21 protein-coding genes are annotated in these 22,036 nt (G+C 62.0%); 4 read left to right on the top strand and 17 right to left on the bottom strand.

Going from position 1 to position 22,036, the window contains the following annotated elements; genetic code table 11:
• Positions 1-92: 92 nt before the first annotated feature.
• The 5 genes from ANTHELSMS3_RS17070 to ANTHELSMS3_RS17050 form a co-directional block, all read right to left on the bottom strand.
• The gene (locus ANTHELSMS3_RS17070; protein WP_094035930.1) at positions 93-929 is read right to left on the bottom strand and encodes an amidohydrolase family protein; all 837 of its coding nucleotides are present in this window, start codon (positions 927-929) and stop codon (positions 93-95) included.
• 12 nt (positions 930-941) lie between these two features.
• The gene (locus ANTHELSMS3_RS17065) at positions 942-2,021 is read right to left on the bottom strand and encodes a Gfo/Idh/MocA family protein (protein ID WP_094035929.1); all 1,080 of its coding nucleotides are present in this window, start codon (positions 2,019-2,021) and stop codon (positions 942-944) included.
• 128 nt (positions 2,022-2,149) lie between these two features.
• Positions 2,150-3,142: a sugar-binding protein gene (locus ANTHELSMS3_RS17060; RefSeq protein ID WP_094035928.1), complete on the bottom strand. Its 993-nt coding sequence runs from the start codon at positions 3,140-3,142 to the stop codon at positions 2,150-2,152.
• 35 nt (positions 3,143-3,177) lie between these two features.
• On the bottom strand, positions 3,178-4,236 hold the full coding sequence (locus ANTHELSMS3_RS17055) for an ABC transporter permease (protein WP_094035927.1): 1,059 nt from the start codon (positions 4,234-4,236) through the stop codon (positions 3,178-3,180).
• A complete protein-coding gene (locus tag ANTHELSMS3_RS17050) occupies positions 4,233-4,973 on the bottom strand; it encodes an ATP-binding cassette domain-containing protein (RefSeq protein ID WP_094035926.1) in 741 nt (246 codons plus the stop codon). The genes ANTHELSMS3_RS17055 and ANTHELSMS3_RS17050 overlap by 4 nt, the downstream gene beginning before the upstream one ends.
• Before the next feature lie 297 nt (positions 4,974-5,270).
• On the opposite strand from ANTHELSMS3_RS17050, the gene ANTHELSMS3_RS17045 reads away from it, so the two are divergent.
• The gene (locus tag ANTHELSMS3_RS17045) at positions 5,271-6,293 is read left to right on the top strand and encodes a LacI family DNA-binding transcriptional regulator (RefSeq protein WP_094035925.1); all 1,023 of its coding nucleotides are present in this window, start codon (positions 5,271-5,273) and stop codon (positions 6,291-6,293) included.
• 244 nt (positions 6,294-6,537) lie between these two features.
• On the opposite strand, the gene ANTHELSMS3_RS17040 is transcribed toward ANTHELSMS3_RS17045, so the two are convergent.
• A complete protein-coding gene (locus tag ANTHELSMS3_RS17040; protein WP_157733549.1) occupies positions 6,538-6,825 on the bottom strand; it encodes a hypothetical protein in 288 nt (95 codons plus the stop codon).
• Between ANTHELSMS3_RS17040 and ANTHELSMS3_RS17035 the strand changes: the two genes are divergently transcribed.
• Positions 6,815-7,027: a hypothetical protein gene (locus ANTHELSMS3_RS17035; protein WP_094035923.1), complete on the top strand. Its 213-nt coding sequence runs from the start codon at positions 6,815-6,817 to the stop codon at positions 7,025-7,027. The two genes, ANTHELSMS3_RS17040 and ANTHELSMS3_RS17035, sit on opposite strands and share 11 nt — an antisense overlap.
• On the opposite strand, the gene ANTHELSMS3_RS17030 is transcribed toward ANTHELSMS3_RS17035, so the two are convergent.
• The 7 genes from ANTHELSMS3_RS17030 to chvE form a co-directional block, all read right to left on the bottom strand.
• A complete protein-coding gene (locus ANTHELSMS3_RS17030) occupies positions 7,020-8,540 on the bottom strand; it encodes an aldehyde dehydrogenase (NADP(+)) (RefSeq protein WP_094035922.1) in 1,521 nt (506 codons plus the stop codon). The genes ANTHELSMS3_RS17035 and ANTHELSMS3_RS17030 overlap by 8 nt on opposite strands.
• Before the next feature lie 11 nt (positions 8,541-8,551).
• A complete protein-coding gene (locus tag ANTHELSMS3_RS17025) occupies positions 8,552-9,469 on the bottom strand; it encodes a dihydrodipicolinate synthase family protein (protein ID WP_094035921.1) in 918 nt (305 codons plus the stop codon).
• Between the two features lie 27 nt (positions 9,470-9,496).
• Positions 9,497-10,423, bottom strand: a complete 927-nt coding sequence (locus ANTHELSMS3_RS17020) for a Gfo/Idh/MocA family protein (RefSeq protein ID WP_094035920.1) — start codon at positions 10,421-10,423, stop codon at positions 9,497-9,499.
• Positions 10,423-12,165: an L-arabinonate dehydratase gene (araD, locus tag ANTHELSMS3_RS17015; protein WP_094035919.1), complete on the bottom strand. Its 1,743-nt coding sequence runs from the start codon at positions 12,163-12,165 to the stop codon at positions 10,423-10,425. Before araD ends, ANTHELSMS3_RS17020 begins: the two co-directional genes overlap by 1 nt.
• Position 12,166: 1 nt before the next feature.
• Positions 12,167-13,402: a multiple monosaccharide ABC transporter permease gene (gene mmsB / locus ANTHELSMS3_RS17010; RefSeq protein WP_094035918.1), complete on the bottom strand. Its 1,236-nt coding sequence runs from the start codon at positions 13,400-13,402 to the stop codon at positions 12,167-12,169.
• 11 nt (positions 13,403-13,413) lie between these two features.
• Positions 13,414-14,934: a multiple monosaccharide ABC transporter ATP-binding protein gene (gene mmsA / locus ANTHELSMS3_RS17005; protein ID WP_094035917.1), complete on the bottom strand. Its 1,521-nt coding sequence runs from the start codon at positions 14,932-14,934 to the stop codon at positions 13,414-13,416.
• A gap of 73 nt (positions 14,935-15,007) precedes the next feature.
• On the bottom strand, positions 15,008-16,054 hold the full coding sequence (gene chvE / locus ANTHELSMS3_RS17000; protein ID WP_094035916.1) for a multiple monosaccharide ABC transporter substrate-binding protein: 1,047 nt from the start codon (positions 16,052-16,054) through the stop codon (positions 15,008-15,010).
• Positions 16,055-16,227: 173 nt separating this feature from the next.
• Between chvE and ANTHELSMS3_RS16995 the strand changes: the two genes are divergently transcribed.
• Both ANTHELSMS3_RS16995 and ANTHELSMS3_RS26365 read left to right on the top strand, forming a co-directional pair.
• Complete coding sequence (locus ANTHELSMS3_RS16995) at positions 16,228-17,127, top strand: LysR substrate-binding domain-containing protein (protein WP_254694763.1); 900 nt, start codon at positions 16,228-16,230, stop codon at positions 17,125-17,127.
• A 635-nt stretch (positions 17,128-17,762) separates the two neighbouring features.
• A complete protein-coding gene (locus ANTHELSMS3_RS26365) occupies positions 17,763-17,891 on the top strand; it encodes a hypothetical protein (RefSeq protein WP_302630575.1) in 129 nt (42 codons plus the stop codon).
• A gap of 31 nt (positions 17,892-17,922) precedes the next feature.
• Here ANTHELSMS3_RS26365 and ANTHELSMS3_RS16990 read toward each other — a convergent pair whose 3' ends face one another.
• The 4 genes from ANTHELSMS3_RS16990 to ANTHELSMS3_RS16970 form a co-directional block, all read right to left on the bottom strand.
• Positions 17,923-18,276, bottom strand: coding sequence for a hypothetical protein (locus ANTHELSMS3_RS16990; RefSeq protein WP_157733548.1), 354 nt, complete (start codon positions 18,274-18,276; stop codon positions 17,923-17,925).
• 458 nt (positions 18,277-18,734) lie between these two features.
• Positions 18,735-19,517, bottom strand: a complete 783-nt coding sequence (locus ANTHELSMS3_RS16980) for a thioesterase II family protein (RefSeq protein ID WP_094035913.1) — start codon at positions 19,515-19,517, stop codon at positions 18,735-18,737.
• A 119-nt stretch (positions 19,518-19,636) separates the two neighbouring features.
• On the bottom strand, positions 19,637-21,100 hold the full coding sequence (locus tag ANTHELSMS3_RS16975) for an oligosaccharide flippase family protein (RefSeq protein WP_094035912.1): 1,464 nt from the start codon (positions 21,098-21,100) through the stop codon (positions 19,637-19,639).
• An 81-nt stretch (positions 21,101-21,181) separates the two neighbouring features.
• Positions 21,182-21,934, bottom strand: a complete 753-nt coding sequence (locus ANTHELSMS3_RS16970; RefSeq protein ID WP_094035911.1) for a 4'-phosphopantetheinyl transferase family protein — start codon at positions 21,932-21,934, stop codon at positions 21,182-21,184.
• Positions 21,935-22,036 lie beyond the last annotated feature (102 nt).

Genomic DNA, 22,036 nt, shown 5'->3' with positions numbered 1-22,036 from the left:
GCGGCATCTGGCCTAAGTTGGCCGGGCCATGGATCGCTTGATGCCATGACAAGCGATGTGCAGCCCCGGACACTGGTCTATCTACGCCGTGATCAGATCCGATAAAATGCCGCCGCCGTTCCGCCAAATATCCGCTCTCGCGCGTTTTTTGTTTGATCCGCCGTCAAACGTTCCGCCATGGAAAGCCAATCGGTATATTCGCAGCGCAGCCGCGCCACGGGCCAATCCGATCCCCACATCACCCGCTCCGGGCCAAAGGCCGCAATCACATGATCGGTGTAGCGCTTGACCAGCGCCTCATCGGGCATGTCATCCGCTTCGGTCACAACGCCGGAGAGTTTGCAACAGGCGCTTGTGCCTTCGGCCAGCCGCGTCATCCCCTCGGCCCAGTCTCTGAATTGCGCCTCGGAGTGGGTGCTTAGCTGTGGTTTCAGGCAATGGTCCAGAACCGCACGCAAGTCCGGGTAGCGCTGCAAAAGCGTCAGAAAGTTCGCCTGATGGCGTGGAAATCCAAGACAATCAAAGGTCAGGTCCAGATCAACCAGCGCCTCATAGGCCCATTGCACAGACGGCTTCAGCATCCAGTCGACATCAGGAATGTCCTGGATCATGGGGCGCACACCCACGAATTTTGGATGCCGGGCAAGGCGCTCCAGAGTGGAGATCTGGCTGGAATCTTCGAAATCGATCCAGCCGACAACTGCTGCCACATACGGCGTGCTGTCCGCAATTCCCAGCAGGTATTCGGTTTCACCGACCGTGGGCGCGGCCTGTACCAACACGGTTTGCGCGATGCCGGTGTCGTGTAGTGTCGGTGCCAAGTCTTCCGGACAATAAGGGCGGCTCAGGATCGGGTCATCGGCAGGCATCCAGCCGTAGTCGCCGCGCGCGGGATGCCAGAAATGGTGGTGGGCGTCGATTCGAGTCATGATGTGCTCCGCTCAGAAAACCAGCCGCCGATCGGTGCGCGGGACATCGCGCAACGTATCCGGCCCGGGATGGCTGGGGCGTGGGGGCAGGGTGATCTTTTGTGATTGACCGGTCTGCATCGCTGCCTCAATTGCCCGCATGATGGTGACATCGGCCAACCCCTCAGCACCGTCATTCTCGGGGCGGGTGCCGCGCAGAATACACTCCGAGAAATAAGCCGTTTGCGCACCGAAATGATCGCAGTCCGCAGCGGTATAGACGGACTGTTCTGCCCCATCGGCCAGTTGGCGCAAGGCCAAATGGGTTTCGAACCGATAGGCCGGGTCGATCTGCAACGTGCCTTTGGTGCCCAGAACGGTATAGCTGTCTTGCGCGTCGGTGCCAAAGCTGGCCACAAATTGCGCCAGCCGCCCGCGCGGAAAACGCATGGTCACGGCGACAGTTTCCTCGACCTCGGCAAAACGCGGGTCATTGTCGCCATGCGATCCCATCGCGCAGACCTCAATCGGTTCATCGCCAAACACATGCCGCGCCGCGTTCAGGCAATAGACGCCGATATCCTGCAAGGGCCCACCCCAGTGCTCGGCGCGCAGACGATGGTTTCCGGCGTCGGATTGAAACCCGAAGACAGAGCTGAACAGCCTCGGATCACCGATCTCGCCGCGCCGGATGCGTTCCAGAACCTCGACGGTGCCCGGCTCATGATGCAATCGGTAGGCCGTCATCAAAAGAGCGCCCGAGGCATCGGACGCGGTAATCATCGCCTCACATTCGGCCACCGTGGGCGCCAGCGGCTTTTCCACCAGCGCGTGTTTGCCGGCTCGCAACGCGCGGATGGTGTAGTCGGCATGCAGCGAGTTGGGCAGCGCAATATAGACCGCGTCGATCCGGTCCGATGCCAGCAGAGCGTCATAACCGTCATAGTCGACCACCTCCGCGCCACCGTGAAAACGAGCCAGTTCCTGAGCCGCCGGGCCACTGCCACTGACAATGGCGCTGATCTCCGAATTCCCTGTCTGTGCTACCGCGGGCATAAAGGCGATTTGTGAAATCCAGCCCGCGCCGACGACGGCATATCTTACCTTGTCCATCTGCCCACACCTCTTTGTTTCTTCTGTCTAAAAAATATCCCGGGGGGACGCCCGCAGGGCGGCGGGGGCAGCGCCCCCATGGCAACGGCGGCGCCGGGGCGCCGCCGTCATGTCTTAGGCGGTGTCGATCACTTCACGCAGGTGTCGACGTTGTCGTTGTTGCAGATGTCGAGCCCGGTGTAGATCGGGTCCTCAACGTTTTTACCCTCGACAATATCCTTGAGGATATACATGGCTTTGTATCCCATTTCATAGGGGCGTTGACCAACCAGGCCGTTACCCAGACCGTCCTTGGTCTGTGCAAGCTGCATCGGAAGCGTGTCAGCCACCACGATGGTCAGCTCACCCGCATCCATCTTGCCTTTGTAGGGCTCGGCTGCGTTGCGATAGGCGTTGTCGAACCACTGTGTAAACGCGCCGGTGGACAGGAACGCAGTCAGGTCCGGGTTTGCGGCCAAAATGTCGGTCATGCCCTGAACGGCGACGTTGCCGTCATCGTTGGTGATCAGCGGACAGCCCGAAATCTCGGTCCAGCCGTTGTCGCCGTCCAGCATCCGGCCCGGAGGATCGCCAAGATCCATGCCGGCCAGCGTTTCGCGCGCGCCTAGCAGGCGCTCGTTGTGGTTCGCCGCCGCCGCGCCACCGGTTTGCAGGCAGACGGTACCGCCATCGGGGTGACGCGCCATCACCAGTTCGGCCAGATGAACGCCGATGTTGTAGTTGTTGGTGCCCACATAGGTGGTCCGCAGGGCAATATCCTCTGGCAGCAGATCCGAGTCCCAAGTCATGACCGGGATGCCCGCGTCCATCGCGCCTTTCAGCACCTTGGCCATGGCGGGTGCGTTTGAGGGCGCAACCGCGATCCCGTCAACACCCTTGGTGATCAGGTCCTGAACGATCTGGATCTGTTCAAGCTCGGTGTGTTCACCGGGGCCGATGTATTCGCAGGTCACATCTGCCAGTTCCTCTTGCGCGGCGTGGCAGCCGTCGCGCGCCAGATCGAAGAACGGGTTGTTCATCGCCTTGGGCACCAGCGCAAAGGTGTAGCCGCCATGGCTTTCGGCAAAAGCCGGTGCGGTCAATGCGCCAAGCAGCGCAGTTGCAGTCAGTAGTTTCTTCATGAATTTTCCTCCCGTTGTCATGAAGTTGGGGGCGGTTATTTGCCCCCGCGATTGCGGAGCTGTTCCAGAAGGACAGCCAAAATGAGGAACAGTCCGACAAAGAATTGCTGCCACAGGGCCGGAATTCCGGCCAGCAGAAGCGAATTTCGGATCAGCTCGACCAGTGCGGCCCCGATGGGCGCGCCAAGCGCATAGACCACGCCGCCCATCAGATTGGCGCCGCCGATCACGCTGGCCGCGATGACGTTCAATTCATAGGTGGCACCCATGCCGTTGGTGGCCGACCCGGTGTAGCCGATGAACATGAAGGCCGCGACGCCGGTACACATGGAACAGACCATGTAGACAGAGACGATCACGCGCTCGACCGGGATGCCCGACAGCTTGGCTGCGTGGGCGTTGCCACCGATGGCGATGACCCAGCGACCCCATTCCGAATAGCGCCAGACCCAAAGAAAAAAGAGGGTCATGGCCGTCAGCACCCAAACCACATTGGGCACGCCCAGCAGACTGCCGCCGCCGATCTGTTCGAACAGATCCTGATCCGGGCCGAATTCGTAGACCATCTTGTTGTTGGAAATGACCATGGCGATGGACCGCGACATGGCCAACATTCCCAGCGTCACCACAAAAGGCGCCAGCCGGACATAGGCGATCAACACGCCATTGATGAACCCCACCACGGCGGCGGTCAGCATACAGGCAAGAAAGCCCACCTCGACGCCCCAACCGGCCTGCAGGACAAGCGCAAGGTTGATGGCGCAAAGGCCCATCAAGGATCCGACAGACAGGTCGATGCCCGCGGTGCAGATCACCGCCGACATACCCAAAGCCATAATGCCGAAAAAGGCCATGTTGCGGGTGATGTTGAACATGTTGCGTTCGGTTAGAAAGGCGTCAGAGACGAATGTCATGACGACGCCGATGGCCAAAATCGCCACAAAAACCCAGAACGGCTGGGTCCGCAGAATGGCACCGATGCCGGACACTTCTTGCCTTAGCGTGATGCTTTCGTCGATGGCCGCGTGGTCGACCGACGGTGTCTGCGCGGTCTTGCTATGTGTGTCTTGCGGGGTCTGTGTATTGTCGGTCATGCTGCCTGGATCGCTCCGATGATGAGGCCGGTCACTTCTTCCGGGCTGGTATCCGTGATTTTCTTGTCGGCAACCTTGGTCCCGCGCCGCAGCACGGCAACCCGGTCGCAAACCTCAAAGACGTCGGGCATCCGGTGGCTGACAAGGATGACGGCGTGGCCCTGATCCTTGAGCCGCTTGATGAGGTTCAACACCTCGGCGACTTGCCGGACTGAAATGGCGGCGGTGGGTTCGTCCATCAGCACCAGCTTGGGCTCTGACAAACGGGTGCGGGCGATGGCCACCGCCTGACGCTGACCACCTGACATCTGCTTGACCAGATCGCGGGGGCGGGTTTCTGACTTCAACTCTCCGAACAACTCACCGGCGCGGGTGTTCATGGCCTGATGATCCAGCTTGCGGAAAGGCCAGAAACCCTTTTTCAGCTCACGTCCCAGAAAGACATTGGCACCTGCTGTCAGGTTGTCGCACAGCGCCAAATCCTGATAGACGATCTCGATTCCGTTTTCGCGGGCGTCAATGGGTTTGGTGAAATGGACGCGCTTATCCTCGATCCGGATTTCGCCGGTTGTCGGGGGGAAATTGCCGGCGATGATCTTCATCAACGTCGATTTTCCCGCGCCGTTGTCGCCCATCAGGCCGACGGCTTCGCCCGGTTCCAGTTTCAGATCGACCCCGTTCAACGCATGGATCGCGCCGAAGCTCTTGGTTACTTGCCTGAGCTCCATCAAGCTCATGTGCGCCTCCCTTTCATCTTTTTGACGTCGGGCATGCCCAGTGACGCATCCGGTCAGGCAAAGAGATGCCCATATGCGGGAATTTCCGCCTCATGGAACACGCACCCGTTTCGGCACCCTGGTATGTCAATTTGACAGGGCCGCCTTTTTGCGGCGGCCTCCTCCCTTATTATTCACCCGAGTATGACCCGTTACCGCTAAAGCTCAAACCCTCTAGACCGGGAAAAAATGATGTGTTTAGCATCAAAAAGCAGCAAGTCGACGATCATATCCGTCGTCAGCGCGGGCGGAGGGTCCATGACCACATCAGATCGCAAGACTGCCTGGAAGGGTCCGACAATCCATCAGGTGGCCGAGGTGTCCGGCGTTGGCCCCGCAACGGTGGACAGGGTGTTGAACAACCGCCCCGGCGTCCGCGAGCAGACCCGCCAGCGGGTGCGCACGGCCTTTGAGAAGCTTCGGCAGGAAACCTCTGTGACCAAACCGCTGCGTATCGCGCTGCACTGCGAATCCGGTGACGGCTTTAACGGAGAGGTCAGATCGGCCATTGCGGCGCTGCACCGGAGTGAGCCGGGCGTCGTCGTGAGCAGCGCCTTTACCGTGACCTACGAACTGGACGCCAATGCCTTTGCCGCGCGTTTGCTGGAGGACGGCACCCGGACCGACGGCAGCGTGGTGGTGGCGCGAGAGCATCCCGCGATCAACGGCGCAATCCGGCAATTGCGTCGGAAGGGCAAGCCGGTTGTCTGCCTGACCAGCGATCTGCCCAGTTCGCGCCGCAACACCTATGTCGGCAATGACCAACACGCTGCGGGCAGCGTGGCGGCGCAGGTGATTGGCCGGTCTTTGCCAAAAACGCCCTTGCCTGTCCTGCTGATGATGAGCGTCGCCTTTCGCAGCCAGAAGGACCGTGAAATGGGCTTTCGCCGCGTGTTGCGCACCAGCTTTCCCCATCTGCGAATCGAGGAACCGCTGATTTCGGATGACAGCCCCGACACCACCCACCGACATCTGGCAGACTACTTTGCGGCACATGGTGTGCCGCCCGCGATCTACAATGTCGCCGGGGCCAACAGGGGCGTGGCCCAGGCTCTGGTGGAAACAGGCTGTGCGGACGACGCGATTCTTGTGGGTCATGAACTGACCCCAGTATCACGCGGGCTATTGCAGGCAGGGACTATGGATTTCATCGTGGCGCATGACCTGAAAGCTGAGTTGACGCAAGCGGTCCGCTGGATCGGTGCCTTTCTGGAAGGTGTGACCAGTGAACCGGACGCGACGCAGATCCTGCTGCATACACGGTACAATTGCGGGCTGTGATGAACGGACGTGAGTGATCAGCTGGCCTTGACCGGTACACGGCGATAGGTGGCGCGCGCCTGCAGGGACTGTGGTATTAATGGCTTTGTTTGGCCACCTTCGCGTTATTGAGGTCAATCTTTCAGCGTAAATCCCCGATTAAAAATCCCCGTTTACCAGGCGACTGTGTCCCTTGTGCTGTGCGCAGGTATTTGCGTAACGCCTTCAGGATGTGGTCGATCTGCTAGGCTCCAGACACATTGGTTCAGAGCAAAAACAAGGCGATCGCTGCGAGCGCGATTGCTGAAGGGAACACGATCTGGGATCTGCCGGAGCGGGTGACAACCCGATGCCAATCTTTCAAGCGTGCGCAGTTGAACTCGACACGGATGCGTCCCTTGTATTTTCGTTTGTCGTATTTGTTGGGTTTGTCGCGCGACTTCCGTCCAGAGATGCGGGATGCAATCCTCTGTAGGATCAGGGCCTCACGGCACCAGTCCCCATCAAATCCTGGATCGCCCAGTAGCCAGGCGACCGATGGCATGCTGCCCATTGACGCCGGCGTCGTCGCTGGCCTGACCAGCGGTGACGAAGAACCGGATCGGGCACATGACGGCATCGATGACGGCGTGCCGTTTCGTGGTCATGCCGCCGTTCGCGCCCCCGATCAGCCTTTCACCCCCATTTTTCGACCGCAGGCTGGGGCCGCGCTGTTGCGCGGCCCTTTTTGGTTAAGTTCCCCCCGTCTCACCTGAGATCAACGGGGAGCAGGTCATCTGGGAAGTTTTGATAGCATACGGGTCTTAGGAACCTGCGGATGGCCATGGTTCCGACGGATGTTGCGCCGAAGTTGGTGGAGGCGGGGTAGGGTCCGCCGTGGACCATTGTGTCGCTGACCTCGACGCCGGTGGGAAAGCCGTTGACCAGCAGGCGGCCGGCCTTGCGTTCCAGCACCGGCATCAGGCGGCGGGCAAGGTCGGTGTCGCCGGTATCCATGTGCAGCGTGCAGGTCAGTTGCCCCTCAAAACCGCGGGCGAGGGTTTCCATCTCGTCGGCGCCAGAAACGCGCACCACCAGGCCGAGGGGGCCGAAGACCTCTTCGCCAAGGCTGTGATCCTGCAGGTACTGCGCGGCGTCGGTCTCATAGAGGTTGGGGGCGGCGTTGCGGCCCTCGCTGTCGGTGGTCAGCACCGGGCGCACCGGATTGCGGCTGTCAAAGCGCTGTTTACCGTTTCTATACGCCTCGGCGATACCGTCGGTGAGCATGCATTGGGTCTGAACGCCCTTCAACGCCTCGGCCGCGGCGGCGACCAGGGCGTCGCCCTGTGGGCCGGTTTCCACCACGGCGATGCCGGGGTTGGTGCAGAACTGTCCGGCCCCCATGGTCAGGGAGGCCGCCCAGTCCGTGCCGATCTGCGCCCCGCGCGCCGCTGTCGCCTGCGGCAGGATGAACATCGGGTTGACGCTGCCCAGCTCGCCGAAGAAGGGGATCGGTTCGGGGCGGCTGGCGCAAAGGTCGAACAACGCCCGCCCGCCGCCGAGGCTGCCGGTAAAGCCGACGGCGCGGATCAGCGGGTGCTGGACAAGGGCGGTGCCGACATCGCGTTTGCCGCCCTGGATCAGGCTGAAGGTGCCGGGATGGATGCCGCAGGTGGCGATGGCGGCGTGAATGGCCTCGGCGACGATCTCGCCGGTGCCGGGATGGGCGGAATGGCCCTTGACCACCACCGGGCATCCGGCGGCCAGCGCGCTGGCGGTGTCGCCGCCGGCGGTGGAAAAGGCGAGCGGAAAGTTCGACGCGCCAAAGACGGCGACCGGGCCGATCGGGCGCTGCACCATCTTGAGGTCGGGACGCGGCAGCGGGGCGCGGTCCGGCAGGGCCTTGTCGTGGCGGCGGTCCAGATAGTCGCCCTTGAGGATATGCTCGGCGAAGAGGCGTAGCTGGCCGGTGGTGCGGCCGCGTTCGCCGTTCAGACGGGCCTCTGGCAGGCCGGTTTCCTGGGTGCCGATCTGGGTGATCTGCGGGCCGCGGGCCTCGATCTCATCGGCGATGGCGTGCAGGAACGCGGCGCGGTCGGCGCGCGCGGTCTGGCCATAGCTCTCGAACGCCGCCTCTGCCGCGACGCAGGCGCGGTCGACCAACTCGGGGGTGCCGATGGCATAGGCATGGGACGGGCCGTGCGCCGGGTCAGAGGCAAAGGTCGCCGCGCTGGCGACCCACTCGCCTGCGATCAGGTGCTTGCCGTGAGGGGTGTAGGTGTCGGGCATGAGTTATCTCCTTATTTGCCCCATTTCAGGGCAATGAGGTCCATCTCGCCCGCAAGATACAGCAGGCGGTCGCGCGTGCGCGCGGACATGGGTTTGAGCGGGTGGCGTACATGGTCCGACCCGATGACGCCGCCCTCTTTCATCACCACCTTGGTGGCGCGCAAACCGCATTGGCGGTTTTCGTGGTTGATCAGCGGCAGGCAGCGCGTCCATTGCGCCAAGGCGGCGTCCTTGTCACCTGCCATATAGCTGCGGATGATGACACCGATATGTTCGCATTGCAGCCCCGAGGTCATGGTCCCGGTACAGCCTGCGTCCAGATCGGCCAGCAGGGTCGCGGCCTCTTCGCCGTCAAAGGGGCCGACGATGTGATCGCCACCCGCCTCGATCAGCGCGGCCAGCTTGTCGGCGGCAAAGGGCATTTCCATCTTGAAATAGCTGACGTTTTCTAATTCGCGCGCCATGCGAACCAACAGCGGCACCGACAGTTGACAACCGGACAGCGGTGCGTCCTGCACCATGATCGGGATGTCGATGGCGTCTGAAACAGCCTGAAAATGTTCATAGATCCCCGCCTCACCGGGCACCAGTCCGACACCGTGATAGGGCGGCATCATCATCACCATCGAAGCCCCCAGCGCCTGCGCCGATTTTGCGCGCTCGACGACAATGCCGGTGTGAAAATGGCTGATGGTGACAATCACCGGCACACGGCCCGCGACGTGTTCCAGACTGATCCGCATCAGGGTAGCGCGTTCCTCATCCGACAGCAGAAACTGTTCCGAATAGTTGGCGAGGATGCAGATCGCATCCACGCCTTGGTCGATGATACAATCCAGCACGCGGCGCATGCCGTCCTCATCAACGCGACCATCGTCATGGAACGGCGTGGGGGCCACGGGCAGGATGCCGGTCAGGGGCGTTTTCATGTCGGGTCCTTTCGAGGTGGGGCAAGGTCAGTCGTGGAACGGGGCAACGGTTTCGCGGCGTCCCAGCAAAAAGGCATCGGCCACATGGCGCATGGGTGCCAGATCCACGTCGCTGTCGCCAGTGGCGACAAGGCCAGCCATGTTGGCGTAAAGGCGTGGGTATTCACCTTCCAGCGTCGGGCCTTCGGCGCGATGCTCCTGACCGTTGATGACCATACGCGCGCCGCCGTCATGCAGGGCAAGCGTGCCTGCATCGGTTTCTACCTCGATTGTCCAAGTCTGGTCGCCGTCCTGTCGCCAGTCAAAGACCGCGCTGACATCGGCACCCTTTGGGTGGGCAAACCGCAGGCTAGCCGCAATCGGCCCTTGCTTGTTTTCCGGCACTTCCAGCGTGGCGGCGGTCAGGTGGATGGGATCGGGCAGGATTTCCGTCACGATGGACAGTGCATTGATGCCCGGATCAAACACGCCAAGGCCACCCGGTTCCCAGATCCAGTCCTGACCGGGATGCCAACGGCGCACGTCCTCTTTCCATGTCACGGTCATGCGGGTCATGGTCTTGTCGGTCAGCCACGCCTTGGCGGGGGCGACCATCGCCGCCTCGCGCGAATGCCAAGTGGCGTACAAAGTGACCCCCTGCGCTCGGGCCAATTCAATCAGTCGGTGACATTCCGACAACGACGCGCCGGGCGGCTTTTCCAGCATGACATGGCGACCAGCGGCAAGGGCGGCGGCGGCATAGCCAAAGCGCGGCACCGGCGGAAGGCAGAGCGAGACAACCCGGATCTCTGGCCGCTCGGCGAGCATCTGGGCAAAGTCGGTGTAGCTGTCGACGCCATCCACGCTTCCTTGGCGGGACACCGTGGCGGCAAGGGTCCAGTCAGGTGAGGCATTGATTGCCGGGACATGTTGATCCACCGCGATCTTGCCGATGCCTACGAGTGCGATGTCCATCAATGCGAGTCCTTTCCGACGGGCGCCCCACGGCACCCCTTGAGAAAGTCGAGGTCGGCACCGCTGTCCGCGCCTTCGACGTGTTGTTGATGCAGCCAGGCATAACCGCTTTCGGCGCGCTCATGGCTGGGCTGCCAGTCTGCCAGACGGGCCTGCAATTCGGCTTCCGGGATGTCCAGATGCAGGCGGCGGGCAGGGACGTCGACCTCGATCATGTCGCCGTCGCGGACCACGGCCAGCGGGCCGCCGGTGGCCGCCTCCGGGGATGTGTGCAGGATCACGGTGCCATAGGCGGTGCCAGACATTCGGGCGTCTGAAATGCGGACCATGTCGGTGATCCCGCGCCTCAACACCTTGGGTGGCAGTCCCATGTTACCCACCTCGGCCATGCCGGGATACCCTTTGGGGCCGCAATTTTTCAGCACCATGACGCAGGTCTCATCAATGTCCAGTGCGTCGTCTTCAATCTTGGCTTTGTAGTCGTCGATGTCCTCGAACACCACGGCGCGGCCGCGATGCTGCATCAGGTGCGGCGAGGCGGCAGAGGGTTTCAGCACAGCGCCCTTGGGGGCAAGATTCCCATTGAGAACGGCAATCCCGCCTTGCGTGGTCAGCGCCTTGTCAACCGGCAGGATCACATCCTCATTCCAGTTGCGCGCTTCTTTGACTTCATCCCAGATCGCCCCGCCGGACACCGTCAGCGCCTCACGGTGCAACAAATCTGCTTCTCCCAGACGTTTGAGAACAACGGGCAGGCCGCCCGCGTAAAAGAACTCTTCCATCAGGTATTTGCCCGAGGGCAACAGGTTGACGATTGTTGCCACGTCACGTCCGCAGCGGTCCCAGTCGTCCAGCGTCAGGTCGATGCCCACGCGTCCGGCGATGGCCAAAAGGTGGACGACCGCGTTGGTTGACCCGCCAATCGCGCCGTTGGTGCGGATGGCGTTTTCAAACGCCGGTTTGGTCAGGATGTCAGAGGGTTTCAGGTCATCCTTGACCATCTGAACGATACGCCGCCCGGACAGTTGCGCCATGACGCGGCGGCGAGAATCCACCGCAGGTATTGCAGCATTGCCGGACAGCGCCATGCCCAGCGCCTCGGCCATGCTGGCCATGGTCGATGCGGTGCCCATCGTGTTGCAAGAACCGGTAGAGCGCGACATGCTCTGCTCGGCCTCAAGGAACTCCTCTTGCGTCATTTCACCGGCCTTCACGGCCTCGGAGAATTTCCACAGGTGTGTGCCCGAACCGACGCGTTCCCCCTGAAAATAGCCGTTCAGCATCGGCCCGCCCGTGACGACAATCGACGGCAGATCGCAGGAGGCCGCCGCCATCAGCAGCGACGGCGTGGTCTTGTCACAGCCCACCAGCAGGACGCAGCCGTCCATTGGCTGGCCACGGATCTGTTCCTCGATCGACAGGGCGGCAAGGTTGCGGAACATCATCGCGGTGGGGCGAAAGGTGTTCTCGGAGGCCGAGAACACCGGTACCTCGACCGGAAAGCCACCGGCCTCCCAGATGCCCGCCTTTACCTTTTCGGCAAGGTCGCGCAGGTGGCCGTTGCAGGGCGTCAGCTCAGACCATGTGTTGAGGATGCCAATAACAGGCCGTCCGTCGAACAGGTCATCAGGATAGCCTTGGTTCTTGAGCCAGCCGCGATGATAAATCACATCGCGCGAGGTGCCGCCGTACCATGCCTGGCTGCGCAGAGTACGGGGCCATTGTGCGGGTTTGAATGTCATCTCATGCCTGCCTTGATTTGTTGTAGACGTCGAAGATCACGGCGGCGAGCAGCACAAGCCCCTTGATCATCTGTTGATAGTCGATGCCGATGCCCATGATCGACATGCCGTTATTCAGCACTCCCATCAGGAAGGCGCCGACAACCGCGCCGACGATCTTGCCTACACCGCCAGACATCGAGGCCCCGCCGATAAAGACGGCGGCGATCACGTCCAGTTCCAGCGCAAAGCCCGCCTTGGGCGTGGCAGAGTTCAGCCGCGCGGCAAACACCATGCCCGCGATCGCCGCCAGCACACCCATGTTGGTAAAGGCGAGAAAGGTCAGCCGTTCCGTCTTGATCCCCGACAGCTTGGCGGCTTTCTCATTGCCGCCCAGCGCATAGATGCGCCGACCCATCACGGTGCGTTCGGTGAAAAAGGCATAGATGATCGTCAGAACGCCCATGGTAATCAGCACGTTGGGCAGGCCCCGAAAGGTCGACAGCTTGAACAGGATAAAGATCAGCGCAATCGAGATGATGCCGATGCGGGCGATAAAGAACGCGTTTGGTTCGCCCATCACACCATAGGCGCGGTTCTGGGCGCGTGCCTTCAACTCCATCCACAGGATCAGCGCGGCGGCGACAAGGCCGGTTCCAAACGCCAGTACGTTTATCCGCTTTTGCCCCAAAAGTTCCGCAACAGTGGCGCTGAACCCCGCCGGAAAGATGTCGGGGACAAAGCCGTTGGACAGCATCTGGAATTCACGCGGGAAGGGGCCCAGCGACTGCCCTTCAAGCAGCCACAGAGACGCGCCGCGAAACACCAGCATCCCGGCCAGCGTCACGATAAAAGACGGGATCTTCCAATAGGCGATCCAGTACCCCTGCGCCGCGCCGATCAACCCGCCCGCAATCATGCAGGTGATCATGGTGACGGCGGTGGATTGTTCCCATTCGACGATCATGACCGCCGCCAGCGCGCCGACAAACCCCATGACAGAGCCCACCGACAGGTCGATGTTGCCGCTGACAATGACGATCAGCATACCCAGTGCCATGATGACGATATAACTGTTCTGCAACAGCAGGTTGGTGACGTTCACCGGCTTCAGCAGCGTGCCGCCGGTCACGATCTGAAAGAAGCCCATGATGGCGATCAGCGCAAACAGCAGCCCGTATTCGCGCAGGTGGCGCACAAGGTAATCGCTGATCCCCTGTTTTTGCGGGGCATCGGCCCCGTGCTCTGCAATATCCATGTCCGGCTCTCCTACTCGGTCACGATGAGCGACATGATGCGCTCTTGGCTGGCCTGTTCGGCGCTGAGTTCACCCACAAAGGCGCCCTCGTTCATAACGTAGATGCGGTCGCACATGCCCAACAGTTCGGGCATTTCAGACGAGATCATGACCACGCCTTTGCCCTGTGCGGACAGGTCGTTGATGATCCCGTAGATCTCGAATTTCGCGCCCACGTCGATGCCGCGGGTCGGTTCATCGAGGATCAGAACCTCTGGCTTCGCGAACAGCCATTTCGACAGCACGACCTTTTGCTGGTTGCCCCCCGACAGGTTCACCACCTGCTGAAAGACACTGGGTGTGCGGATGTTCAGCGCCTTGCGATAGTCCTCGGCCACGCGGGTCTCTGCCGTCTCGTTCAAGACTTGCCCGCGAGAAACCGCTTCGAGATTGGCCAAGGTGATGTTGCGTTGGATCGTCTCGTCCAGGATCAGGCCCAGCGATTTGCGATCCTCGGTCACATAGGCCAGTCCGGCGTCAATGGCGCGGCTGACGGTGCTGACATCGACCGACGTGCCGCCGATCTCGACGCTGCCGGTGATGGCGCGCCCGTAGGAGCGGCCAAACAGGCTCATGGCCAATTCGGTGCGGCCCGCGCCCATCAGACCCGCGATGCCCACAACCTCACCGGCGCGAACCGCCAGATTGATGTCGTGGATGACCTGCCGGTCGGTGTGCAGAGGGTGCCAGACGTTCCAGTCCTTGACCGCCATCAGCACATCCCCGGCGCGCCGTTCGCGGGCAGGGTAGCGATGCGCCATGTCGCGGCCCACCATGTCGCGCACGATGTGGTCCTCGGTTATCGGCTCTGCGCGGGCGTCCATGGTGGAGACGGTCGATCCGTCGCGGATCACGGTCACGGTGTCCGCCACGCGGCGCACCTCGTTCAGTTTGTGGCTGATGATGATCTGGGTGACGCCCTGCGTCTTGAGTTCCAGCATCAGGTCCAGCAGCGCCTGACTGTCGCTTTCCGACAGGGCGGCGGTGGGTTCGTCCAAGATCAGCAGACGCACCTCCTTGGACAGCGCCTTGGCGATTTCGACAAGTTGCTGCTTGCCCACACCCAGCTTGTCCACCAGCGTGCTGGGAGGCTCTTTCAGTCCGACCTTTTTCAGCAATGCGCCGGTGCGCTGGTTGGTCTCACGCCAGTCGATTACGCCCGCCTTGGCGCGTTCGTTGCCCAGAAACAGGTTCTCGGCAATCGACAGCAGCGGCACCAGTGCCAGTTCTTGATGGATGATGATGACCCCGCGCGCCTCGGAGTCCGAGATATTGGCGAATTCCGCCAGCGCGCCATCATAGTGAATTTCGCCGTCGTAGCTGCCCGCCGGATAGACGCCCGAGAGCACCTTCATCAGGGTGGATTTGCCCGCCCCGTTTTCACCGACCAGCGCGTGGATCTCACCCGCCTCGACGGTCAGGTTGACCGCGTCCAACGCCTTGACCCCCGGGAACGCCTTAGTGATCCCGCGCATTTCGAGTAGCGCCGCCATGTCTTTGCCCCTTCGTGACTGCCAAGGCCCGCCCACCCGCAGACGGGTGGACGGACCCCGGGAGGAACCGTCGTTACTTGACTTGGTCCATGGTGTAGTAACCGGAGCCGATGATGATCTCTTCCCAGTTGGACAGATCCACCGAGACGGGTTCCAACAGGTAGGACGGGATGACCTTGACACCATTGTCATAGGTGGTGGTGTCGTTGATCTCAGGCTCACCACCGGCCAGCAGCGCCTCGGCCATGCCCACGGTCACGCGCGCCAGTTCGCGGGTGTCCTTGAACACAGTCGAATACTGCTCACCTGCCAGCATGGATTTGACAGAGCGGATCTCGGCGTCCTGACCGGAAACGATCGGCATCTTCTGATCGCCAGAGCCATAGCCGACGCCCTTGAGCGACGAAATAATACCGATGGACAGCCCGTCATAGGGGGACAGAACGCCATGGACTTGCTGGTCGGTGTAGTGCGCCGACAACAGGTTATCCATCCGCGACTGCGCGACCGCGCCGTCCCAACGCAGCGTGCCCACGGTGTCCATGCCCATCTGGCCGGACACGATGTTCACGGTCCCCGCGTCGATCAGCGGTTGCAGCACCGACATGGCCCCGTTGTAGAAGAAATAGGCGTTGTTGTCGTCGGGCGAGCCGCCGAACAGTTCGACATTGTAGGGCCCGTCGCCAAAGCGGTCCTTCAGACCGGAGACAAGGCTACTGGCCTGCTGCACGCCGACCTTGAAGTTGTCGAAGGTTGCGTAATAGCTGACGTAGGCGCTGTCGCGGATCAGCCGGTCATAGGCGATCACATGGATATCGGCGTAGTGGGCGTTTTCCAGAGCGCTCGACAGGGTGGTGCCGTCAATGGCGGCGATCACCAGAACGTCGACGCCGTTGGTGATCATGTTCTCGATCTGCGCCAACTGGTTGGGGATGTCGTCCTCGGCGTATTGCAGGATGGTGTCGTAGCCTGCGGCCTTGAACTGTTCCACCATCGACTCGCCGTCTGAAATCCAGCGCGATGAAGATTTGGTCGGCATCGCGATGCCGACGGTTTCAGCCATGGCGCCAAAGCCGGTCAACGCCACTGCCGCCGAAGCGAGCAGAAGTTTCATGGTCATAATGTCCCTCCCAGGATCGGCGCCCCGCCTCCCGCGTTCGCGCCCCTATGTGTCACGGATAACGGTGATCCGTGGCGGGGACGGTAGCGGCGAACATCATACCTGTAAAATTCTGTTATTGACGATCTGCATGTCGAATTTGATATGTTGCTGGCATGGACATTGCACGACGCATGAAACCGGCCCATCTTGGGCTAATCCTCAAGATCGCAGAGACCCGACAGCTTCAGCTTGCGGCGCAGGCGCTGGCAATTTCGCAGCCCGCCGCCTCGCGTATTTTGTCCGAGTTCGAACGGACCATTGGCAGCCCGCTGTTTGTCCGTCACCCCAAGGGGATGGAGCTGTCCTCTGCCGGGGCCGCCTTTGTGCGCCATGCGCGGGTCATCATGGGAGAGGTCGAAACACTGGAGCATGAGCTGCGACAGCTTCAAGAGGGGGCGTTGGGTGAGGTCCGCGTCGGCTCTGTCACCGGGCCTGCGGCGGGCTGTCTGACGCCCGCGATCCAAGCAGTTCTGGAAGAGACGCCGGACCTCGAGATCACCGTCGATGTGGCCCCCTCAACCGAACTGATCCGCCAGCTGGAAGAGGGGCGGTATGATTTCGTCCTTGGGCGGATTCCGCCAACCCATGACAGCCGCAACTTCCATATCCATCCGGCGCGCACGGAAGTGGTCGCTTTGCTTGTGCACGTCACGCATCCTTTGGCGCGGCGCAGCAATGTAGAATTGACCGAGTTGACCGGGTTTCCCTGGGTCATGCAGGAACGTGGGATGCCGATCCGTCAGGCGGTCGAATCCGCCTTTCTTTCAGAGGGTGTGCCAATCCCACTTCGCGTGCTGAACAGTTCGTCTTTGTTGGTAGCGCTGGCGCAAGTCGCGCGCGGGCAGGCGATTGCGCCGATGTCGGAAGAGGTCAAGGAACTGCTGGTGCACGCCGACATCGGCGCAAATGTCGTTGCTGTAAACCTGCGCCAGCCGATCATCGTGCCAAACTACTTTGTCATCCGTGACGGCAGCCGCAAACTGTCTCGCGCGGCGGAACGGTTGCTGAAAGAGGTGTTGGAACGGATCTAACACGCGCTTCCGACGCGGCGATGCGGATTCGCGCGGGTGTTCTTGGTGCGCAATGAAGGTAGATGCCCGCAAGCCATTGAAAAGTAACTTTCATCGCACAGCATAGTGGCTGCGGTTCCGTAGTTTTTATTGGCGAAAACGCACTTTTAGAGGCTCTGAGTAATGCTGGCCTCGACTGGGTGTCGTTCATCTGGCGCGGGTATGGATAGAAAGACGGCGGAAATCGGCTCCGAACGGCGCAGTGCGGGCGGGTATCGTGGCATCCCGGTTCTGTGGCAGGCAATGTCGCGGGGCCGACCACCTACGCATGATGGGGCCGCCCCGGCAGACCGCGTAAGGAAATCATTGCGCCTAGGGCTTTCGCCTATCGGGTGGAGCGTCCAGAAGAGGGCATTCACTGCCTTGTCGAACATACCTATGACCGGTCTTTGACATCGCGCGGGGCCGGGAACCTTTGACCTTATCGACAACGGCGCACAGTCGTTTACCGCGACGATCACGCCCGAAATGCCGCAATTCAGCTATGTGCAAGACATTCTTGCGGGCTTTGCACCGTACCGGCAATCTTACTGCCAGTGCCTCTCCAATAGCGGAAACCAAGGTGTGAGGCGGCTCTGTAGCAGACGGCCGCCGTCTTGTCGTTCACCGCGAAGGATGCGTCTGACCTGACCTCGGCCCAGTCCGGTGGTGCGGACGAGGCGCTTGATGGATATGCCTTCGGATTCCATGCGATGGATCATCGCGTTGGACTGCTGGCTCGTTGAAAGCTGTGATATTTCAAGTGCTCCGCCGCGGTCAGGCTACTCGGATCCCGGGCATGGCGCGGCAGATGACGGACAAGAAAGAATCGCTCGCGTTCTGCAGCAGGAAGCAACGATCAGCGACCTGGACCGCGTCTGGAAGCGCTTCAGAAATGGCGCCTGCATACCCGCCATTGCGATTCCTTGCGTCGATCTCGATTTGCGGATGCCCACGCAGCCAAACGGCGACGGTCGCGGGTTCTCGAAAAGGCAGAAGGTCGATGACGGGGCGTCTCTCGCAATCGCAGATCAACGTCCCGTAGCGCTGCCCCAAGCAACTAAAGCGTGCAATGCGCGCGGTCACCTTTGCCATGCCACTAAAGGCCATCGGTGGGGATTCCAGATTCATTCTTCAGAATCCCCGACCGAACGTGAGGTTATTCTGCCTCGCCGCAATCGCTGCCGCCCGATCTCGACCCTTGGCCAAAGCAGCCATCTTCAACTCTGGCATCGACGGCTATGCAATGGTGGCTCTATTGCGCGCCTTCGAGAAGGAGCCGCGTCTGCTTGTCTTGGTTGATCACATCGCGCAAAGGCGCGAGAGAAACATGGGCCCGATGGCCGCGAAATTCACAATTAGCGGCAACGCGACAGCTGGCTTGGGTCACCGCCGGTGCAGGTGCTGATACTGCGATATGCGCCCTTCGCGGCGATCGCCACGGCCGCGAACATTCCGGCCGTGCCGAGCCGCCGCCGGACCAGGCTGCGCGCCCCCTGCACGCCGCCCGGCGCGGCAGGCTGTCGGTGCCGCTGGACCTGCCCGGTGAACCGCTGGAGCGTCCGAGCCGTCTACACGCGCGGCTTTTGTCAAGCCCCGAGCTTTTCGGCGATTTCGCGCAGCAGGTCAGGCCCCTTGTCCTGAAGGTAGAAATGCCCGCCGGAGAACATGCGCAGGCGGAACTCGCTTTGGGTCCAGCCTTCCCACCGTTCCAGCAGCAGTCGCGGCACCAGCCTGTCGCCGTCTCCTCCATAGACGGTGATCGGTACGTCGAAGCGCCGTCCCGGATGGCCCTCGATCGCCTCCAGCGCCCGGATGTCGGCCCGCAGCGCGGGCAACAGCATCTCCAGCACGTCCTTCTCTCGCAGGATCTGGTTGGGGATGGCGTTGTAGCGCCGGTTGATCTCGGCCACGAATTCATCGTCGTCTAGATGCGACAGCGGCGGTACCGGAGAGGGCACGTCCGGCGGTTGGCGGGACGACAGAAATAGATGCTCGGGGCCGGGCAGGCCCTCTTCGATCAGCGCTTCCGCCGTGAAGGCGGCGAGGATTGCGCCCATCGAGTGACCGAACAAAGCGTAGGGCCGATCCGTCAAGGGCGCGATCTCGGGCACGATACGCCGGGCGAAGTCGGGGATCGACTCCAGCGGCGCTTCGGCAAGCCGGTTGGCACGTCCGGGAGGCTGCACCGGGAAGATGTCCAGCCGGCCCGCCGCCGTGCGAAACCAGCCCTGATACATCGAGGCACCGTACCCCGCGCTGGGAAAGCAGAACAGGCGCGGGCCTGCGGTTTCGGGGGGCTGCGGACGCAGAAACCAGCGGCTTTCGGTCGCGTCCGAAGCGGTGAGGCGGCCAGTGGCAATCTTTTTCACGTCAAGGATATCCGTGCTGAAGACGAGTCAATCGCGCCGATTTAGACGGTTCGCCGCCTTTCTGTCCAAGGAAAAAGGCCGGACCCGGTCGCGGCGCGGTTCCGGGGTGCGATGTTGGGTCAGCTTCCGGCGGAACGCCGCGCCAGGCGGCGGCGCAGGGCGTGTCCCGCGCGGCCGACCTCGGACTGCAAGGGGTGTCCGAAGACCCGGATCCCGACGAACCAGCCCCCGACCGCCGCCAGAAGCAGCCCTACGAGGGGGCCCGGCCCGATCTGTGACACGCCCCCCGTCGGCAGGACCCAGAGCAGCACGGGCAGGACTGTCAGCGCCGCTACGCCCAGGCTGTTTCGCATCGACATGGCGAGGTCGAACAAGGTGAACGGTACCTCGCGGCGCACTGCGATGGTCGAACTCACGACACCCAGGGCGATTATCGGTATAGTGGCATAGGCCACAGCCTTGATCCCAAACTGCGCCGCCACGAGGATCAGCGGCAGGCTTACGGATACTTGCAGCAGGGACAGCAGGAAAACGCTCCGCGCGGCGCCGGTGGCGATGAGGATCGGGTTATTGATGCCGGGCGGAAAGTTGATCAACATCGCGGCGGCGATGATCTGCACGAGCGGGATGGTCGCAGTCCATTGCGGGCCCAGCAGGACCCGGACCAGCGGATCGGCCAGGATCATCAGCAGCAGGAGCGCGGGCCAGATTACGGCGCTCAGCCGCTCGACCGCGGCAAGGTAGCTGTGCGCGAGGTCAGATTTGCGCCGGGCCATTTCGGAAAAGGCGGGCAGGGCGACCTCGCGAACCGCGGCCAGGATCGTACGCTCGGGGAACTGGCAGAGCATCGAGGCGCGGTGCAGGATTCCCACCGCGCCGGGGGCGAGAAAGACACCGAGGATCGCGAAGGACAGGTACTGCGCAGTTTGGTGCAACGCGGCGGCGCCTCCGGTGAAAAGGCTGAATGAGAGCACGTCGCGCCAGGCCGTCAGTCGCAGACGGAACATTCCGAAAACCGGCTTCACCCAGAGCAGGGCTAGGCCACCCAAGATTCCCGACACGACATTGGCCAGAGCGAAGCTGAGAAAGCTGAAACCGTGCGCGGCGAGAACAATCAGCACCAGCGAATTCATGAGAGTGGTCGCGACGTTGATCGCGGCCAGCCGGTTGAAAGCGAGCTCGCGTGCCAGCAGCCCGTGCAGAGGGAAGACCACGGAACCGGTGACGAAGCCGATCAGCGAAATCTGCAGGAAATCCGCCAGTCCGGGTTCGCCGAACAGTGCGCCTAACCAAGGTGCCCCGGCAAAGATCACCACTGCGAGCACAAGCGTCACCATCAGGTTGATGGTAAAGACCCCTTGCAACTTGTGCTCTGTCAGGTCCGGCACCTGAACAACATAGGCCGCCGATCCCAGTTCCCGCACGGCTCCCGCGACGGCGAGCGTTGACATGCCCAGAACCGCGATTCCGTATTCGTGCGGCGTGATGAGGCGCGAGACTATGGCGATCGTTGCCAGCCCCACGAGGGCCGTGATGTATTTTCCGCCCGTAACGAACAGCAGCGCTACGCGGATACTGTTCATGAAGGCTCTGCCCGGCTGATCATATCGAAAATTCACCGTCGGTCGTTGCAAAGAACCGGTATCGAAATCGACCGGTGGACCCTAGCAGCCCGGGCAGGGCGCGGGAAGCCGAAAAAACCGCAGCGCCCTGATCCCCGGCAGCGCCGCCACGGCGCCGCGGAACCCCACAGGGACGGAGACGTCGAACAGGGTCATGGCGGTTCCGGGGAACGGGTTCAGCGGCCGCGGATCGGGCCGCGTCGCGGGATCTACCGGCACCGTAAAGCTTGCCGGTTCGAGCCCGAACCCGCGCCCGTCGCATTTCATCACCGCTTCTTTGCGTGTCCAGCAGGCAAAGAAGGCCTCGGTCCGGAGGTTCACGGGTAGGCGCGCTAGGGCGGCGGATTCGGCGGGCGACATGGTCGTTTCGGCGATCCCCGCCAAGTCGGGCGATGGCCGGATGCGCTCGATATCGGCGCCGATGGCGACGGACTGCGAGACCGCCAGCAATCCAAGCCCGTCGGAATGCGACAGGTTGAAGGCGGGTCGGTCTTCTGGATCGAGATATGGCTTGCCTTGTTGTCTGGTTCCGATCCGCAGCGCCTGTGGTGGTTGGCCGGTATAGGCGGCCAGTATGCGCCGCATCTGCCCATGTGCGGCCACATGTCGGGATTGCAGATGCGCAAAGGCGAAGGCTGCGGCCCTGTGCCGCTCCTCGGTCGAGAGCAGGGCGCGCAGCTCGTCGAGCGCGGCCCCCTGCAGGTCGAGGGTCAGCAGCCAGACATGCGCGTCGCCGTCGGCGAGAAAGGGGGCTGCAGCTTCTGGTAGGGCCGTTTCGAAGTCGGGCAGGGTCATCCGGGGATCATGTGCGAGCCATCCGCGAGGCCGCCGCGTCGGCCGCTTGGTCTGCCCAAGCTGTATCGGCGCCGGCACTTACACGCATGCCGCGAAGACAAT

It is taken from the genome of Antarctobacter heliothermus, from assembly GCF_002237555.1.
Classification (GTDB): Bacteria; Pseudomonadota; Alphaproteobacteria; order Rhodobacterales; family Rhodobacteraceae; genus Antarctobacter; species Antarctobacter heliothermus_B.
Note: the sequence above shows the minus strand (reverse complement) of the source record. Positions and strands in the feature narration are given on the sequence as shown.

Coding starts and splice junctions, on each gene's coding strand:
- araD (WP_094035919.1), bottom strand. CDS start 12,165: ATGACATTCAAACCCGCACAATGGCCCCGTACTCTGCGCAGCCAGGCA.
- ANTHELSMS3_RS17020 (WP_094035920.1), bottom strand. CDS start 10,423: ATGGACATCGCACTCGTAGGCATCGGCAAGATCGCGGTGGATCAACAT.
- ANTHELSMS3_RS17050 (WP_094035926.1), bottom strand. CDS start 4,973: ATGAGCTTGATGGAGCTCAGGCAAGTAACCAAGAGCTTCGGCGCGATC.
- ANTHELSMS3_RS17030 (WP_094035922.1), bottom strand. CDS start 8,540: ATGCCCGACACCTACACCCCTCACGGCAAGCACCTGATCGCAGGCGAG.
- ANTHELSMS3_RS17035 (WP_094035923.1), top strand. CDS start 6,815: ATGCTGCCCATTGACGCCGGCGTCGTCGCTGGCCTGACCAGCGGTGAC.
- ANTHELSMS3_RS17040 (WP_157733549.1), bottom strand. CDS start 6,825: ATGGGCAGCATGCCATCGGTCGCCTGGCTACTGGGCGATCCAGGATTT.
- chvE (WP_094035916.1), bottom strand. CDS start 16,054: ATGACCATGAAACTTCTGCTCGCTTCGGCGGCAGTGGCGTTGACCGGC.
- ANTHELSMS3_RS17055 (WP_094035927.1), bottom strand. CDS start 4,236: ATGACCGACAATACACAGACCCCGCAAGACACACATAGCAAGACCGCG.
- ANTHELSMS3_RS16975 (WP_094035912.1), bottom strand. CDS start 21,100: ATGAACAGTATCCGCGTAGCGCTGCTGTTCGTTACGGGCGGAAAATAC.
- ANTHELSMS3_RS16995 (WP_254694763.1), top strand. CDS start 16,228: ATGAAACCGGCCCATCTTGGGCTAATCCTCAAGATCGCAGAGACCCGA.
- mmsB (WP_094035918.1), bottom strand. CDS start 13,402: ATGGATATTGCAGAGCACGGGGCCGATGCCCCGCAAAAACAGGGGATC.
- ANTHELSMS3_RS16990 (WP_157733548.1), bottom strand. CDS start 18,276: ATGAATCTGGAATCCCCACCGATGGCCTTTAGTGGCATGGCAAAGGTG.
- ANTHELSMS3_RS17060 (WP_094035928.1), bottom strand. CDS start 3,142: ATGAAGAAACTACTGACTGCAACTGCGCTGCTTGGCGCATTGACCGCA.
- ANTHELSMS3_RS17025 (WP_094035921.1), bottom strand. CDS start 9,469: ATGAAAACGCCCCTGACCGGCATCCTGCCCGTGGCCCCCACGCCGTTC.
- ANTHELSMS3_RS17070 (WP_094035930.1), bottom strand. CDS start 929: ATGACTCGAATCGACGCCCACCACCATTTCTGGCATCCCGCGCGCGGC.
- ANTHELSMS3_RS17065 (WP_094035929.1), bottom strand. CDS start 2,021: ATGGACAAGGTAAGATATGCCGTCGTCGGCGCGGGCTGGATTTCACAA.
- mmsA (WP_094035917.1), bottom strand. CDS start 14,934: ATGGCGGCGCTACTCGAAATGCGCGGGATCACTAAGGCGTTCCCGGGG.
- ANTHELSMS3_RS16970 (WP_094035911.1), bottom strand. CDS start 21,934: ATGACCCTGCCCGACTTCGAAACGGCCCTACCAGAAGCTGCAGCCCCC.
- ANTHELSMS3_RS17045 (WP_094035925.1), top strand. CDS start 5,271: ATGACCACATCAGATCGCAAGACTGCCTGGAAGGGTCCGACAATCCAT.